Source organism: Streptomyces sp. NPDC002835, assembly GCF_053591995.1.
Window position 1 is genome coordinate 60,218 of record NZ_JBSFUW010000033.1, and the last position, 16,192, is coordinate 76,409.

The 16,192-nt window shown below is 71.7% G+C and carries 14 protein-coding genes and 2 pseudogenes; 5 read left to right on the forward strand and 11 right to left on the reverse strand.

What is annotated here, in order from left to right; all coding sequences use genetic code 11:
- Window positions 1-2: 2 nt before the first annotated feature.
- The gene (locus tag ACWD01_RS28430) at window positions 3-851 is read right to left on the reverse strand and encodes a DUF4097 family beta strand repeat-containing protein (protein WP_451165646.1); all 849 of its coding nucleotides are present in this window, start codon (window positions 849-851) and stop codon (window positions 3-5) included.
- A gap of 91 nt (window positions 852-942) precedes the next feature.
- A complete protein-coding gene (locus ACWD01_RS28435) occupies window positions 943-1,461 on the reverse strand; it encodes a toxin-antitoxin system HicB family antitoxin (protein WP_451165647.1) in 519 nt (172 codons plus the stop codon).
- Window positions 1,462-1,718: 257 nt separating this feature from the next.
- Here ACWD01_RS28435 and ACWD01_RS28440 point away from each other — a divergent pair, with 257 nt between their 5' ends.
- Window positions 1,719-2,357 (forward strand): NAD(P)-dependent alcohol dehydrogenase, encoded by a 639-nt coding sequence (locus ACWD01_RS28440; protein WP_451165648.1) that lies wholly within the window; start codon window positions 1,719-1,721, stop codon window positions 2,355-2,357.
- A gap of 99 nt (window positions 2,358-2,456) precedes the next feature.
- Here the strand turns inward: ACWD01_RS28440 and ACWD01_RS28445 are convergent.
- Window positions 2,457-2,600: pseudogene (locus ACWD01_RS28445) on the reverse strand (M15 family metallopeptidase); the annotation flags it as partial.
- 407 nt (window positions 2,601-3,007) lie between these two features.
- Between ACWD01_RS28445 and ACWD01_RS28450 the strand changes: the two are divergent.
- Window positions 3,008-4,855 carry a glycoside hydrolase family 15 protein gene (locus tag ACWD01_RS28450; RefSeq protein ID WP_451165649.1) on the forward strand — a complete coding sequence of 616 codons (1,848 nt, stop codon included), beginning with the start codon at window positions 3,008-3,010 and terminating at the stop codon, window positions 4,853-4,855.
- Window positions 4,856-4,958: 103 nt separating this feature from the next.
- Here the strand turns inward: ACWD01_RS28450 and ACWD01_RS28455 are convergent, their stop codons facing one another.
- Both ACWD01_RS28455 and ACWD01_RS28460 read right to left on the reverse strand, forming a co-directional pair.
- Window positions 4,959-5,417 (reverse strand): CBS domain-containing protein, encoded by a 459-nt coding sequence (locus tag ACWD01_RS28455; RefSeq protein WP_451165650.1) that lies wholly within the window; start codon window positions 5,415-5,417, stop codon window positions 4,959-4,961.
- Between the two features lie 75 nt (window positions 5,418-5,492).
- Window positions 5,493-5,717, reverse strand: coding sequence for a hypothetical protein (locus tag ACWD01_RS28460; protein ID WP_451165651.1), 225 nt, complete (start codon window positions 5,715-5,717; stop codon window positions 5,493-5,495).
- A gap of 394 nt (window positions 5,718-6,111) precedes the next feature.
- Between ACWD01_RS28460 and ACWD01_RS28465 the strand changes: the two genes are divergently transcribed.
- Both ACWD01_RS28465 and ACWD01_RS28470 read left to right on the forward strand, forming a co-directional pair.
- The gene (locus tag ACWD01_RS28465) at window positions 6,112-6,624 is read left to right on the forward strand and encodes a DUF5709 domain-containing protein (RefSeq protein WP_451165652.1); all 513 of its coding nucleotides are present in this window, start codon (window positions 6,112-6,114) and stop codon (window positions 6,622-6,624) included.
- 46 nt (window positions 6,625-6,670) lie between these two features.
- Window positions 6,671-6,975 (forward strand): annotated as a pseudogene (locus ACWD01_RS28470) (hypothetical protein).
- A 73-nt stretch (window positions 6,976-7,048) separates the two neighbouring features.
- Here ACWD01_RS28470 and ACWD01_RS28475 read toward each other — a convergent pair.
- The 6 genes from ACWD01_RS28475 to ACWD01_RS28500 all read right to left on the reverse strand — a co-directional run bounded on the left by ACWD01_RS28475 (window position 7,049) and on the right by ACWD01_RS28500 (window position 13,651).
- Entirely contained in the window at window positions 7,049-7,432 is a 384-nt protein-coding gene (locus ACWD01_RS28475) for a DUF1330 domain-containing protein (RefSeq protein ID WP_451165653.1), read from the reverse strand.
- Window positions 7,433-7,540: 108 nt separating this feature from the next.
- Window positions 7,541-9,583: a CocE/NonD family hydrolase gene (locus tag ACWD01_RS28480; RefSeq protein ID WP_451165654.1), complete on the reverse strand. Its 2,043-nt coding sequence runs from the start codon at window positions 9,581-9,583 to the stop codon at window positions 7,541-7,543.
- Between the two features lie 84 nt (window positions 9,584-9,667).
- Window positions 9,668-10,957, reverse strand: a complete 1,290-nt coding sequence (locus ACWD01_RS28485) for an ATP-grasp domain-containing protein (RefSeq protein WP_451165655.1) — start codon at window positions 10,955-10,957, stop codon at window positions 9,668-9,670.
- Between the two features lie 234 nt (window positions 10,958-11,191).
- The gene (locus ACWD01_RS28490) at window positions 11,192-11,836 is read right to left on the reverse strand and encodes a TetR family transcriptional regulator (RefSeq protein ID WP_451165656.1); all 645 of its coding nucleotides are present in this window, start codon (window positions 11,834-11,836) and stop codon (window positions 11,192-11,194) included.
- A 110-nt stretch (window positions 11,837-11,946) separates the two neighbouring features.
- A complete protein-coding gene (locus ACWD01_RS28495) occupies window positions 11,947-12,681 on the reverse strand; it encodes a choice-of-anchor Q domain-containing protein (RefSeq protein WP_451165657.1) in 735 nt (244 codons plus the stop codon).
- A 481-nt stretch (window positions 12,682-13,162) separates the two neighbouring features.
- Entirely contained in the window at window positions 13,163-13,651 is a 489-nt protein-coding gene (locus ACWD01_RS28500; protein ID WP_451165658.1) for a MarR family winged helix-turn-helix transcriptional regulator, read from the reverse strand.
- A gap of 78 nt (window positions 13,652-13,729) precedes the next feature.
- Here ACWD01_RS28500 and ACWD01_RS28505 point away from each other — a divergent pair, with 78 nt between their 5' ends.
- The gene (locus ACWD01_RS28505) at window positions 13,730-15,847 is read left to right on the forward strand and encodes an MMPL family transporter (RefSeq protein WP_451165659.1); all 2,118 of its coding nucleotides are present in this window, start codon (window positions 13,730-13,732) and stop codon (window positions 15,845-15,847) included.
- Window positions 15,848-16,192 lie beyond the last annotated feature (345 nt).

The following is a 16,192-nucleotide window of genomic DNA, read 5'->3' on the forward strand; positions in this document are numbered from 1 at the left end:
GCTCAGCCCCGGGCGCGGCGCACGTCGATGTTGCCGTAACGGGTCCGGGCGCGGACCTTGACGGTGTCCTCGGTCTTCCCCGGCGTCTCGGACGCGGTGAGCGTGTTCCGCACCTGACCGGCATCCGAACTGACGTCGAGCCAGGCGGCCGTCCCCTCGCGGACGCCGACCTCGATGGCGCCGTAGGAGGTCTCCAACTGGACGATCCCACGGGCTACTTCGCCCACGCGCAGCGTGCCGTGGGCGGTGGTGGCGGTGACCGAGTCCTCGGCGCGCCGGATCTCGATGTCACCGTTGGCGCCGCTCACCCGCAGCTCGCCGGTCACGGCACCGACGGTCGTGGTGCCGTGCGAGTTCTTCAGGACGGCGGGGCCGTTGACGATGCCGACGCGCAGGCTGCCGGAGCTGGTGGTGATCTCGGCCGTGCCCTCGACCCGGTCCACGGTGATCGAGCCGTGCGACGCGGTCAGCTTCAGCGAGCCGGTCGCGTCGAGGCGGACGTCGCCGGACGAGGTCTTCACCTGGACGTCGCCGAGCCGGCCCTCGCCGAGCACCTGGGCCCAGGAGCCACTCATGTCGACGTGTGAGCCCGTGGGCAGTTCGACCGTCACGTCCACGGTGCCGGTGCGGCCGAGGCCGAGCAGATTGGGCTTGGGCGTCCTGACGGTCAGCACGCCGTTCGCGCAGGTGACCTCGGTCTGGTCGGCCGCCCGTACGTCAAGGTCCTTCTTCGGGTCGCGGGGGCGTACATCGACGACGGTGTCGAGGCGGTCGCCGGCGGTGAACTGGATGGAGCCGGCCACCACATGCGTCGTGGCCGAGATCGGTTCGGGAGTGTCGAAAGAAGGCATGGCTGTCCCGTCCTCTTGGGTCTTCAGGGCGTCCCCGCTGGTGGGACGTGGTGTGGGTGAAGTACTGGGGGTGAGGTGGTGCGGGGCGCGGCTAGCGCACCCAGCCCGTGAAGCTCTGGCCGACGGTCCGGGCCTTCTCCGTCGTACGCGGCCGGGTGCCGCCGTCGACCGCGGCCGACACGGCGCGCACCAGCCACGCGTTGACCGACAGGCCCTCGCGGGTCGCGGCCTCCTCGGCGCGGGCCTTGAGGTGGGCCGGCAGGCGCAGGTTGACGCGGGCGGTGCCGCCCTCCTCGCCGTCGACCGGTGCCGAGGTCCTCGGCGGTTCGACGGGCGCGGCCGGCTCCGCGGGGACGCCGCTGCCGACGGACGGCAGTGTCACCACGAAGTCGGGGTCGAGCCCGCGCAGCCGTACGTCGACCGAACCGGGGGCGAGTTCACGGGTGATCTCGTCCATCGCGGCGGAGAGCACACCGAGCATCGTCAGCCGGGTCGCCGACTCCAGCGGAGCGGTGAGCCTCTCGGCCAGCTCGCGGGCTTCGTCGCCGCCGGCTTCGGCGGCCACCGCGAGTTCACGGCGGAGGGTCTCGACATACGGGGTGAGGTCCATGACGCCATCATGGCGCCATAGTGGTGCCACACGCAAGTCTGATGGCACATCGCGTGGCAACATCTCCACGGAGACGCCTCTGACCTGCGGAAGCGCGGACGGGGCAGCCTGAGCCACTATGGCGCCACATGCGCCGGAAGCATGGAATGGCGCCGAGTGGCACCAGGGTAATGCCATCTGGCACCACCGTCAGGACACGTTGCACGCGGCGGGCGCCAGACGCCCCGGCCCGACGGGCCACACCCAGCGACTCGGCGGTGTCCGCCAAGCCCTCGGGCCTGACTCACGCCGAGGCCGTCGCTGTTGCCGAGGGGGCGCTCACCGCGCTGCCCTTCCTCCGCGACACGGCCGGCCTCCGGGCCGGTCAGTCCATTCTCGTCAACGGCGCCGCGGGCAGCATCGGCACCGCCGCGGTGCAGCTCGCCACGCACTTCGGGGCCGAGGTCACCGGGGTGTGCAGCACGGCGAACACGGAACTCGTTCGATCGCTGGGAGCGGTCAAGGTCATCGACCGCACTGCGGAGGACTTCGCCCGCCAGGAGTCCGCCTACGACGTCATCTTCGACGCGGTGGGGAAGAGCTCGTTCGCCCACTGCCGCGGTGCGCTCAAGCCCGGCGGGGTCTATCTCACCACCGAGCCGAGTCCGGCCGTCCTCGGCCAGATGCTGTGGACCAAGCTCGGCAACAAGAAGGCACGCATCGCGTTCACCGGGCTGAGGCCGCCGCACGAGAAGGCCAAGGACCTTGCGCTGATCGGGGAGCTCGCGGGGGCGGGGGAGATCCGCCCCGTCATTGACCGGAGTTATCCCCTGGAACGGGCCGCCGAAGCCCACGCGTACGTCGGCGCCGGGCACAAGAAGGGTGCCGTCATCATGCTCCCCTCGGAGAACGGCTGACCGACACGGGACGCGGCCGCGTCCCGGTCGGGGCGCACCCGGTCGGTCCCGCGTCTCGGCCCCGTTCCGGTTCGCAGCCACGACCAGGCGGCGTCAGGCTCAGCCCCGGCGCCACGGGCCGTAGTGAGCGGCAGCGGCCCCTGCGGCCAAGGCCCAGTAGCGGTCCCCGTAGGACCAGTGCCACCACTCGGTCGGGTAGTTCACCATGCCGACCGCGGTGAGGGCCCTGATCATCACCAGCCGGTTCTGATGCCGTATCGGACCGTCGTCGGTCGACGCGCAGCACACTGCGACAGTCCCGCAACGGCTCGTCACACTCATCAACGGGTACCGCGGCAACCCTCGGATCCGACATCAACACGATCTCGTTCATGGGCTGATCATTCACCAGTGACCGTCTACCTCGTTGAACAGCTCAGCCGAGTCGCGATCGGGCTGCGGGGCGGTCCAAGGGACGCCGGCGGTCCGACCGCCGGCGTCTGGAGGCGCGGAATGGGGGTACCCGCCCGGCTCCGCAGGTGCATGCGTGCGTTTCGCCGTACAGCACGCAGAGCCCCGGTGCAGCCGGCTCCACGGCACTCGCGCAGTCCGGTCCCGGCGGCGGTGACGGGGCAGCACCTCGACTCGTCGGCGGGCGGGAAGGGAGCCTTATGGGCAGCAACGGGCTGAGGCGTCTGGAGGAACGTGACGGGTACCTTCCGATAGCCGATCACGGGCTGCTCGGGGACGGCCGCGGTTCCGCCCTGGTGGGACGGGACGGCGCCGTCAGCTTCATGTGCGTGCCCCGCTTCGACTCCCCGCCGCTGTTCTGCGACCTGCTGGACAACCGGCACGGCGGGCGGTTCCTCGTCGCCCCGGACGGGCTGCACAGCAGCAGCCAACGGTATGTGGACGACACCGCTGTGCTCGTCACGCGGCTGCAGACGCCCACGGGTGTGGCCGAGGTGACCGACGCGTTCCTGCTCCGGCCCGAGGCCCTTCTGGAGGAGGACGAACGAGCGGGGGCCCACGTCCTGGCCAGGCGCGTACACGTCCTTTCCGGCAGCGTCGATCTGCGCGTACTCCTCCGGCCACGCGGCGACGTCCGCACCGAGCGGCAGCCCTACAGCTGGCGCCTCACCTGCGCCCAGCAGGGCGTCTCTCTCCATCTGGGATCGTCGCGCCCCTTGCCCGGCTGCGACTGCACGCTGCCGTTGCGCTCCGGAGAGAGGCTGGCGCTCACGCTCAGCTGGGGCGGGCCTGTGCGGACCTCCGTCGAATGGGTCGACTCGGCGCTCGAGGACACCGTCCAGGCGTGGCGGCGCTGGTCGGCGCAGGTGGTGCGTGACGTTCCCCAGGCCGATCTGGTGCGACGTTCGGCGATCACCCTCAAGCTCCTGGACTACGTCGAGAACGGCGCCATGATCGCGGCCCCCACCTCGTCCCTGCCGGAGCACATCGGGGGCAGCCGGAACTGGGACTACCGCTACACCTGGATACGAGACGCCGCGTACGCGGTCTTCGCGCTACGGCGTATCGGACTGCCCATGGAGGCCGGTGGCTTTCTGCACTGGGCCCTCACCACAGCCCGGTGGAGCGACCGGCCGCGGGTTCTCTACGACGTCGACGGGCGCCTGCCTCAGACCGAGACGGTCGACGAGGAACTGGAGGGCTACCGTGCGTCGGCCCCGGTGCGCTGGGGAAACGCCGCTGCCGAACAGATCCAGCACGACGTGTACGGGGAGATCCTGGACTGCGCGTTCCAGTGGACGGCGACCGGCGGCCGGCTCGACAAAGGCCTGTGGCAGCGCCTGGCCGCTCTGGCCGGGCAGGCACGTCACGCCTGGCAGACCCCGGACCGCGGTATCTGGGAGGTACGCACCGCCGGCCGTCCCTTCACCTACTCCGCCGCGATGTGCCAAGTGGCTCTCGACCGGGCCGCCCGGCTCGTCGACCGCCTGGACCTGCCCGGTGACGCGGACACGTGGGCCAAGGAGGCGAGTCGCCTGACCGACCACATCCTGCGCGAGGCCTGGGACGAGGACACCGGCACGCTCACCGAGCACCTCGGCCCCGGTGGCGGTCTCGACGCCTCGCTGCTCGCCCTCCCGCTGCGGCGGGTCGTGCCCGCGGACCACCCCCGCATGGTGGCCACCACCCGTGCCATGGCGAGCCGGCTCGACGCCGGCGGCGGGCTGCTCCACCGCTACCTGCCAGAGCTGTCACCGGACGGACTGGACGAACCCGAGGGCGCGTTCGTCCTGTGCAGCTTCTGGCTCGTGGACAATCTCGCCGGGCAGGGGCGCGTCGAGGAAGCCTCGGAGCTTTTCGAGCGGCTCTGCTCCTACGCCAGCCCTCTCGGTCTGCTCTCCGAGGAGATAGACCCCGGCACCGGCGCCTTCCTGGGGAACTTTCCGCAGGCTCTCAGCCACGTCGGACTGGTGTCCAGCGCGGTCGTCCTCGGCCGGGTGCACCGGGGGGTCCGGCCCGAACTGTCCACCCACGCATGGTTCTCCTGACCTGTACCTGCACCCGGACTCGCACCCGGACCTGAACCTGTACGCACGTGCCGGCCGAAGCGACAGCCGCGGCGCCGGCGCCCCGCCCCCGGGGGAGGACGCGTCACTTCACCTCGATGAAGTGCGCCATCAGCCGGGCGGCGGTGACCGTGCCGAGCAGGCGTACGCCGTCGGCGTCGCGCTCGATGACCGCGATCAGAGGGCTGCGCGTACGGGCCATCAGCGCGGCGACCTCCATCGGGCGGGCGTCAGGGCCGACGACCGGCGGGGGGAACGCGCTCCGGGGGGCCCATTCCGCGACGGTGAGTCCCGCCAGCCGCTCGGCGACATCCGTGTCGTGTCGCTCGTCGACGACGGCCGCGAGCCGCGGGTCCTCGACGATGTAGTGGGGCATGAGCTGCCGCACGAGCTGCGAACCGGGCACGATCGCGTAGGGATGGCCGTCCGCGTCGAGGACGAGCAGGGCCGGGAGCGACCGTTCGGCCAGCATCCTGGCCGCGTCCATCGCGCCGTCGTCGGTCGTCACGAACGGATACGCCTCGGCAAGGTCCCGCGCACGCACAACCGTCCTCCTTCGCCTCGTCCCGCGCGGCCCGGCGGTGTCCGGTCCTCGCGGTGCAGGTCGGTGCCCGGTGGGTCAGGCGGCGGTCCACTGGTGGGCGCGGCCGCCGCGCCACTCGACCCAGCCCGGGTCGTCGATCACCGTGTCCGGGTCCTCGATCCCGCTCGCCTCGAGGAAGACGACCAGGTCGTGATCGGAGTAGGCGGTCCCCAGGATCTCGTCCCGGCCGTGCAGGTGCACGCTCACCCGCCGGCCGCCCGACGCGGACGGCCGGTGCACGACGATCGGCGCACCACCCACACAGCCAGCGTGCCGCCTCACGGGCCCGGCAGCCACTCACGCGGCAGCGGGAGCCGACCACGGCCGCCAGGCGAAGGTCGGCCCCGTGCCCGTCCAGGAGACGGATGCGGGCTGGTGCGCGGCGCGGCGGGCGGCGGAGGGTTCGCGCCGGCGGGCAGGGGCACTCGCGACGCGACGGTACGCGGTTCCGCGCGGAGAGGAGGAGACCGTCCTTGGCCAGTCGCATGTCTCCCACAGGAACGAAGCCGCCCTCGAGCGCCACGCCCGACGCGCGGCCCCACGGCCGTCCGCCCGTGGATACCGTCTCGTACGACCCCTGTCCGAAACGCCTGCCGCACCGGGGCCGCATCGTCCGGCCCGGCGCGGGGTCGGGGCGGGGAGAAGGGAGGCAGTCATGACGAGCGACGGCAGCATGGCCGACGACGTCTACCAGCCGACGGGCAGCAACGAGGAGCAGGAGGACGCCGCGCCACTGGATCTGCAGGACGCGGTGGACGAGCGCAGTTACGACGACATCCTCGACGAGGGCTATTCGCCGCCGGAGAAGCCGCTCGGGGTGAACAGGACGGGTACGACCGCGGCGGAGCAGCACGACGGCGAGTCCCTCGACGAGCGGCTGGGCCAGGAGCTGCCCGACACGGCGGCGGACGACGGGGACGGCATCGGCGATCTGCCCGGCGGCGAGGGCGAGCCGATCGATCCCGAGGCCGGGACCCGGCGGGCGGGACGGCTCGTCGCGCCCGACGAGGGCGCGCACCCGGACACCGACAGGGAGCTGTTCGCCTCCGACGTGGGCATCGACGGCGGTGCGGCGGCGGCCGAGGAGGCCGCCGTGCATGTCGTACGCGACTACGACACCGAATCGTGGGAACGGGACCTGGACAGGAGCGACAGGTGGACCGGGTGAACCGGGCCGAAGTCCCGGTCGCGCACCGCCGCCGCGATCGGCCGTCATGGCCGTGAGCAGGCGCTACGCCGTGGCGGCCTCCGGGCAGTGGCGGGACGAGGAGAGCAGCCGGAGGCTGCCGGCGGGTGAGGCCCACGCGTGGGAGCAGGGCAGGAACGAAACCGGTGCGGGCTGTCCCTCAGCCGTTCACACCTGGTCCGCTTCCCCCATGTGCCCTGGCCCGAAGTGTTTCCCGAATCGGGCGGTGCGGCGGACCGCGTCCAGCGGGTGTGTCCACGCTGCGGAGCGGCCGCCGGCCGCAGGGGCTCCGACGCCCGGCCCCGCTGGCAGCGCTCGAACCCGCGGCCCTGAGGGCCGCGTTGTGCGCCGGGGCAGGAAGTCCGCCCCAACAGCCCAACGGCACAACGGCACAACGACACAACGGTCAGAGACCGGCCCCGTCCGCACCCCACTGGGTCGTGGGCTGCAGAACGGCCTCGCTCAGAGCGCGGGTCCGCAGCTCGGTGACGGCCTGGTACTCGGGGTCCGCCACCATGCGGGTGAACGCCTCCGCGCTCGGGTAACGCACGAGTATGACGGCGTCCCAGGCCTGCCCGTCCTCGGCCACCAGAGCGGTCGCGCCGGAGCCCGCGTACAGCACTTTCCCGCCGTAGCGGGGCAGGAAAGTCTGCTCGAGGTGTCGGGCGTACTGCTGGTACAGGCTGCGGCCGTCCGGCGCGAAGCGCAGCAGGTTGAGCATCACCACCGGCTCGCCGGGGTTCTCGGCGAGCAGGCGCTTGAGATCGGCGCCCGTGGGGTCGATCGCCACGAAACACCCCTTTCACAGATGTCGGCGCCCTCTGACGGAGGACATGGCGACCCGAGCATACCGATCGGTATGCCCAGCGGTCAGGGGCTACGGGCCGGTGCGTAGCGCTCACAGGTGGTCGCGGGGCAGCGTCTCGTTCCACGTACGGGAGAAGACCCGCCGGTCGTTCTCGAAACCGTCCAGCGTGGCGTCGACGAAGAACTCCGTCTCGCTGGAGCTCAGCCTCGTACGCGTCTCCACTCGCACGTCCCAGTCCTCGCCGTCCCGGTCGTCCCGGCGGAACCGCATGGTCCAGGACGACTCGCCGCCGACCGAGGTGAAGTCGTCGGCGACCGCGCTGTACCTCTCGTAGGCGCGCAGGCCGACGTCGAGGCCGATGTCGTCGTAGCGCACGAGGCCGCGGTCCTTGACGATCTCGAGCTCGGACTCGTAGCCGACCAGGTCCCGCTTGACCTCCCAGCGCTGTTCCGGGGAGGTGAGCTGGGTGGTGGCGAGGGGCACCGTGCCCTCGGGCTCTCCGAACGGCCGCTCGGAGAGGGGGTCGGACTCCCCTGCCCGGCGCAGCGGCAGCGTCAGGCTGCTGGTGCCTTCGTGAACGCTCAGCAGCACCGGCCGGGGCGGGGGCCAGGCGAGCGGCCAGTACGAGGTGGACAGCGACAGCCGGATGCGGTGTCCCGCCGGGAAGCGCTGGGCCACACCGTTGAGGTGGACGGTCGCCCGGTAGCGGGTGCCCGGTTCCAGTGGCTCCGGGATTCCCGTCTCGTCGCGGTGGGCGAGATTGAGCAGGCCGTACGTGACGCGGGTGGCGCTGCCGTCGGGAGCCACGTCGGACAGCCGGGCGGCGACCATGGCGATCGGTTCGCTGACGGACAGGTCCAGTTCGACGCTGGGCGGGCCGAGGATCTCGACGGGCTCGGTGAGCCGGTCCGTCTCGAAGACCAGCGACCCGCCGTCCTCCTCCCGCTGGTCGTAGGGCAGGTCGGGCGGCGCGTTGTACGAGGCCCACTTGCCGGCGAACTGCCCGACGGACAGGGGCGACTGCACGGTCAGGACCTCGTCGCCGGGCACCGGGGCGCCGGGGCTGCCGATGCGGTGCCGGCTCAACGGGTGGGCGGTCGGCTCGACATGCGGTGAGGGCCAGGACGGTTCGCCCACCCAGCGGCCGGGCCGGTCCTCGTAAGAGGTGGAGGGCGGCACGCTGTCCTGCATCCAGGTCCGCAGCATCGGCCCGTCCATGACCCCGTTGTCGACGCCCTTGAGCCAGTGGTCCCACCAGGCGACCACCTCTTGCAGATAGCCGATGGCGGGGCCCGGTTCGCCGAGGTGCGGGTACTTGTGCGACCACGGGCCGATCAGGCCCTTGCGCGGCACGTCCAGGTTCTCCAGCAAGCGGATCACGGCGTTGGAGTAGCCGTCGGCCCAGCCGCTGGAGGCGAGGACGGGGCAGCGCACGTCCTGGTAGTTCTCGCAGACCGAGGCATGCTGCCAGTACCCGTCGCGGCGCTGGTGCCGCAGCCACTCCAGCACCCACGGGCGGGTGTTCTCCAGCCGTTCGTGCCACATCTCGCGCCAGCGCCCGCCCACGACGGCGGGGTCCGGCGGGCAGGTGGCGTAGGCGAACATGGTGCCGGCCTCCGCCAGGTTGTCCGACAGCATGGCGCCGCCCATGTAGTGCATGTCGTCGGCGTACCGGTCGTCGGTGAAGGAGGCGATGACGACGGCCCGCAGGCTCGGCGGCTGCCGTGCGGCGACCTGAAGGGCGGCGAACGCGCCCCAGGAGATGCCCATCATGCCGGTGCTGCCGTCGCACCAGGGCTGCTCGGCCAGCCAGGCGAGGACTTCCTCCGCGTCGCGCTGCTCCTGCTCCAGGTACTCGTCCGCGAGCACGCCCTCCGACTCGCCGGTGCCACGCAGGTCGACGCGGACGCAGGCGTAGCCGTGGCCGGCGATGTAGGGGTGGTGCACGGAGTCCCGTACGGAGGACAGGTCGCGTTTGCGGTACGGGATGTACTCCAGCACGGCCGGCACGGGCTCCGCGTCCGAGGAGACGGGGCGCCAGATCCTGGCCGACAGGCAGACGCCGTCGGACATGGGGACGGCGACGTGCTCCTCTTCCGTTGTCGCGCAGGGCAGGTTGCTCACATAGCGCATACGGCAGCATCACTCCTTGTCCTCGCTCGCCCGGACGGGTGCCCCGGAGCCTGTCCGGCACACCGGGACCGGGGCCGTCGCGACTCAGGCGCCGCCGGGCGCCGGCCGGTCGAAGGTCAGGTTGAGGGCGGCCACGCAGCGGTCGTACTTCTTGCGCAGGTCCTCCTCGCTGTCCCCTCCGGTGAAGATGTGGGCCAGCTCGAAGCTGTAGCTGTCCTGCTCGTGCAGCTGCGACAGCCGCTGCCCCTCCTCGGGCACCATGTCGATCCGCACGCCGGGGATCTCCCGCTCGATGCGCCGCAGTTCGTCGTCCGAGGGCACGTCGTGCACCACACCGTCCGCGAACCAGCGGTAGTACCACTTCGCGGCGGTCTTGTAGCGGCCGGCGCCGTCGGGCAGGCTCGGGTCCTTGCCCAGAGCCAGGCTGACCATGCAGTGGTGGTTGGGCACGCCGTCGACGTACTCGAACAACTCGGCGTGCGACTGGGAGTGCCGGGGGTTGATCTCCAGGAGGTTGATCGCGTCGGTCCGCGGATCGTAGAAGTACTCGATGCTGAACGTCGCCGCGTCCATCCCGATCCGGCGGATCACGCGCTCGGAGACGTCGCGCAGCCGCCGCACCACGGGTTCGGGCAGCGTGGAGGGGTACTGGTGGCGCAGAAAGGACGAGCTGTCGGGGTAGTTGATGGAGTCCAGCGCGCCGTAGACGGTGACCTCGCCGTTGTGGACGTACCCCTCGACGGCGACCTGGATGCCGGACAGCGCCTCCTCCGCCAGGCACACCTGGCCTCCGACGCCGTCCATCTCCGGCGGCAGGTCCAGCCGGTCGAGGATGTACTCGAACGGGCGCCCGACGCGGGCGACCCCCTGGCGGATCTGCTCCACCGCCGCGCGGAACTCGTCCTCGTCCTTCACGCCGAAGGCCAGCTCCGACGAGTACGACAGCGCCGGCTTGAGCCACATCGGGAAGCGGACGCCCTCGGGCGGGCGCGGGTCGCGGGCCTCCAGATCGACCCGGCCGAAGCGGGGGTGCTCCTCCACGGCCTTCTGCTGCTCCAGGCGGCTCCAGTACTTGTGCTCGCACTTGACGACCGACTCCAGGGAGGTGCTGCGCGTGCCGTACCGCTCGCTCAGGAGGGGTACAAGGGTGCTGACCGGGAAGTCCCAGTAGCCGACGATCGCGTCGATGCCGCCCTCGAAGGCGTCCAGGACGCCGTGTGCCTTGTCCAGCAGTTCGGGCACGGACACCTCGCCGACCTGCAGCTCCTCCATGGTCAACAGCGGGTGGAAGCGGTACTCGTCGGCGCCTGGTACGTCGAGCAGGGTGTGCAGGTTGGAGTCGTCCAGACCGATCACGAAGATGTTCTTCCTCACCGATTCTCCTCGGGCGTGTGGTGTCTTGTGTCCGGGACCTGCCGGTCCCGGCGACGCCGCTCGTGCCGGTCGAGTCGCACAGCGTTACGCCGGGTCGCCCTGCGCTGTCGCCCCCGCTTCCTCGGACGACCCTGCCGCGTCGGGGCTCGGTTCGCGCGTACCCGCCGCCCCGCGAGACATTCCGTCGCGATCGCGGAGCACCGCATCCGGCACGATCGCCGCGAACCCGGGCGCCTATCGCAACACCTTCAGCACGGCGAGGGAGAGCCGTTCCGCGGTGGGTCGGGGGTCCGCGCCGGGGAGGAGGAGGTGGCTGATGGTCATCCGTACGGTGATGTCCGCCGCCGTGGCGACGAGTTCCTCGTCCCGGCCGGGGAAGCGCTCGGTGAACCACGCGCGCAGCAGGCTCTGGGCGGCGTCGAAGACCGGGTCGGCGCGTGCGGTGAGGTAGGGCAGCAGGCTGTCGGAGCCCGCCCTGGCGGCCATGACGACGGCCCGTACGAGCGGGTTGCGGTGGGCCTCGGTGAGGACGAAGAAGACGGCCGTCTCCAGGGAGGCGCGGCTGTCCGGGAGTCCGGGGTAGAGTGCCTGGCCCACGCTTTCCAGGAATTCGCGTGTCTCCCGGATGACCAGGGCGCGGCCGAGTCCGGCCCGGTTGCCGAACTCCTTGTAGACCGAGGGCCGGGACACCTGGGCCGCCTCCGCGACGGCCGACAGGCTCACCCGGTCCCAGCCGGAGGCACACGTCAGGTCGCGTGCGGCGTCCAGTACGCGGTGTCTCATGTCCTTGCGCCAGGCGACGCGCGGCGGATCGGGCACCGGATCGGGGACCGCCGCGGTGGCGTCGAGGGAGTGTGTTGTGTTGGTGTGTGCCGCCATGGGACGCAAGTCTGGCAGGAGGGGAGAGCCCGCCGGCAGCCGGTGCCGTGGGGTCCGCTGCCCGGGCGGGGGATGCCCGGGCAGCGGGGTTCGTGAGGGGCGGAGAACCGTCAGGAACGCTTGCGGCGGATCAGGAGGACGATCCCCGCGCCGAACGCCAGCGCCACCGCGGCCGGCCCGAGGGGCGCCGCCACCTCGGCCCCGGTCTTGGCCAGCGGTTCGCTGTCGCCGTCGGCCCGGTCGTCGATCGCCTTACCGGCGCCCGTCTCGTCCGCGGGGCTCGTGTGCTGTCCGTCGGACGGTTCGGTGGCCGGGGCGCCGGAGTTCTGTGAGGAGGCGTCGTCCTGGGACGGCGCCGTGGAACCGGCCCCGGCCCCGGGCGCCGCGCCGCTCGTGGTGAAGGCGTACGCCCCGCGGTCGGGTGCGCCGGCGACGCGGCGGGCGCCGGTGATGTCCGTGGCGACCTCGGGCAGCGGCTTGGCCGAGCCGATGGCCGGAGAGCCGCTGCGCAGCCGGAACGCGTCCTTGGCGCCGTCGCCGGGCTCGACGATCCTGGGGTCGGCGACGATGTCGTGCGGGCCCTTCACCTCGGGCGCCTGCCCGCCGTAGTAGACGTTGTAGTCGTAAGTGACGTCCATGTTGCGGGACTTGGAGTTAGTGGCCTGGCCGGGGCGGCCGTAGCTGATGTTGTTGAGCAGCCTGACGTCCTCGCTGTCGTGGGCGTAGATGTTGGCGTAGCTGTCCATGCGGGTGCTGCGGCCGTTGCGGTACGCCGTGTTGTGCAGGATGTCCACGTGCCGGCTCTTGTAGGAGTGGATGCCCGAGCCGCCGTTGTCGTACGACACGTTGTTGGCGACCAGGACGCGTCCCTGGTAGTCGGGGCCGGCCCGGCATGGCGGGGCGCCGTTTCGTTCGCGCGAGACCTCACGAGCGATCAGGTGGAGGGGACACCGCTTCGCACGCCGCGCCGCGCGGGAAGCAGCGCCGGAGCGGCTTCCCGCGCGGCACGTGGCGGTCGATTCCGACGTGCTCCCCCGGTCGCTGCGTGCTTGTCGGGGGCGCCGCGTCTCACGATCGCCAGAGCCCGGCGGTCCACCGGCTCACGGATCGCGGAGGGCCGGCAGCCCGCTGCGTCGGCGGCTGCCCACCCGCGGTGTCGCCCGCCAAGTTCGCTTCGTGGGGGGCCAGTTGCGTGAGTGACGGTGGCAGACTCCCGGACCGGAATCAAGACGGGACGAGTTGTAAACGTTCTGACCACTCATCAGATGACCGACCGAACCGACCGAAGCGCGGTCCGCTCTTCCGCGGCCGCGAGCACGAGGTCCGTCAGCGGCGGAGCCGGGCGAGTTCCCCGTTCATCTCGGCGAGGAAGCGGGCCACCACGCGCAGCTCCTCCTCGGTGAAGCGGCCCCGCGCGGCGTCGGTTCCGCGGGCGAGGGGCCTGAAGTAGTCCCTGGCCACCTCCTTGGCCGCCTCGGCGTAGTGCAGGTGGACGACACGGCGGTCGTCGGCCGCCCTCACGCGCCGGAGGTGGCCGGCCTTCTCCAGCCGGTCGAGGCAGGCGGTCATGGCGCCCGAGGTGAGGTCCAACTGCTTGCGCAGCCTGCCGGGCGTCATCGGCCCGGCGTCCTCGTCGTTGTCCAGGACGGCGATCAGCGCCTGCACATCCGTGAGGTGCAGGCCCTGGGCCCGGGCGAACTCCTGGGCGATGCGGTTGAACTCGCCGTTCATACGGCGCAGCAGTACGGCGAACTCCTGCAACCCGATCGGGACCTCGGCCGGAAGTGTCGGCGAGGGGGTTTCGGTGCGGTGCATCTGATCAGTCTATATTCTCTCGATGATTGAGATACTTGACAATCGACTTAGTTCTGCACGACTACTTTGGGGACGCACATGAGGAACGCACCACGCTGGGCCCGGTGGGCGGTACCGCTGGTCCTGCTGGTCGCCTGGCTGGGCATCGGGGGAACGCTCGGCCCGTACGCGGGCAAACTGGGCGAGGTCGCCACCAACGATCAGGCCGCCTTCCTGCCCCGCAGCGCCGAGTCCACCCGGGTGCTCGAGGCGCGTAAGGCGTTCGACCAGTCGGAAACGCTGCCGGCGATCGTCGTCTGGACGGCGGACGGCGGACAGGTCACCGCGGCGCAGCAGGCCGCGGCCACGCAGACGGTGGGGGCGCTGGCCGGCCGCCCGGGCTTCGCCGGGCAGCCGTCGCCCGCACTCCTGGCCGAGGACGGCCGGGCCCTGCAAGCCGTCGTCCAGCTCGAGCCCGACCTCGGAGAGGAGCTGCCCGCTGTTCTCGACGAGCTCCGCGAGGCGGCGCAGGGCGTGCCCGGGACGGTGGCGCAGATCGCCGGTCCGGCGGCGAGCCAGGCCGATCTGGCGGACGCCTTCGCCGGTATCGACGGCCTGCTGCTGGGTGTGGCACTCGTGGCCGTGCTGCTGATCCTGCTGCTCGTGTACCGGAGCGTGCTGCTGCCGTTCGTGATCATTCTGAGCGCGGTCTTCGCACTCGGCCTGGCATGCGCGATCGTGTACGCGCTGGCCGAACGGGACGTGGTTCGGGTGGACGGCCAGGTGCAGGGCATCCTCTCCATCCTGGTGATCGGCGCCTCCACCGACTACGCGCTGCTGCTCGCCGCCCGCTTCCGGGAGGAACTGGCGAGCGGCCAGGACCGCGCGGCCGCCGTCCTGGCAGCGGTGCGCCGCTCGTTCGGCGCCGTGACGGCGAGCGCGGCGACCGTGGCGCTGGGACTGCTGGCCCTGCTCGCCAGCGACCTCACCAACAACCGCGCCCTCGGGCCGGTCGGAGCCATCGGCATCGTGTGCGCCGTGCTCGCCACGCTGACGTTCCTGCCGGCCGTCCTGGCCCTGTTCGGCCGTGCTGCCTACTGGCCGGCCCGCCCGAAGCCCTCGGACGCCACCGCTGAGGGCCACGGCGTGTGGCGCCGGGTCGCCGCGCTCGTCGACCGGGCGCCCCGGCGTGTGTGGGTCTCGACCGCCCTCGTACTCACGGCATTCGCCGCCTTCTCCACGACGCTGTCCGCCAAGGGAGTGCCCCTCGACGAGATCTTCGTCAACGACGCACCCTCGGTCGCCGCACAGGAGACGCTCGGCAAGCACTTCCCGGGCGGCTCGGGCAACCCGGTCGTCATCATCGCCGACGCCGGCAAGGCTTCGGAGGTGACGGCCGCCGCCGAGCGCACCGAAGGAGTGGCGTCGGCCGGCGCCGTCTCTGCGTCAGGCCGGCCGGGCGCCGGTGAACCGCTCGTCGTGGACGGCCGGGTGCGTATCGACGCCACCCTGGAGGCGGCCGCCGACAGCGACACGGCCAAGGAGACGGTACGGCGGCTGCGCGACGAGGTGCACGCCCTGCCGGGCGCCGATGCCCTGGTGGGCGGCTTCACGGCACAGCAGTACGACACCCAGCGGACCGCCGAACGCGACCGGTCGATCATCGTCCCCGTCGTTCTCGGCATCATCGTGCTGATCCTCGTCCTGCTGCTGCGCTCGCTGCTGATCCCCGTGCTGCTGGTGGCCACGGTGGCGCTCAACTTCCTGGCGACACTGGGCGTCTCGGCGCTCGTCTTCGAGAAGCTCCTCGGCTTCAGCGGCACGGACGCGTCGGTGCCGCTGTACGGGTTCGTGTTCCTGGTGGCGCTCGGCGTGGACTACAACATCTTTCTCATGTCCCGCGTGCGGGAGGAGACGCTCACGCACGGCACCCGCCAGGGCGTACTGCGGGGACTGACCACGACCGGCGGGGTCATCACCTCGGCGGGCGTGGTGCTGGCGGCGACCTTCGCGGCCCTGATGGTGATCCCGCTGGCGTTCCTGGTCCAGATCGCGTTCATCGTCGCCTTCGGCGTCCTGCTGGACACCCTCGTGGTCCGCTCGCTACTGGTCCCCGCCCTGGTGGTGGACATCGGGCCGAAGGCGTGGTGGCCGAGCACACTCGCCCGTGAGCGTGAGTCCGGCCATGCGCCGGCGGAGGGCGCTGTGCACGCGTAGTGGCATGTACGGCCGGGCGGTTGGCGGCCGCCCGGCCTGCCGTGGCCGAGGTGGCGCGGTATCGCAGAAGGATGCCTGCGACGGCGTACACGACGAGCCCGCTGTGGGGACACGAGCGGCCTCGCGCACCCGGGCCCGGATCCGGATTGACCGCCGACCGGGTGACAGCTCCGGCACTCCGCATCCGCGGGCCCGCCACAGGGCGAAGCCCAGGTCGACGTGGTCGCCGAGCGTCCGGCTCGCGGTTCCGCGTCCCGACCGGCGGTGGCCGGGCCGCCGCAGGGGGCACGGCGGCCCTGCCGCGCCCATGATCGGAGCAGCAGACACGCACGAGCCGTGGAGGAG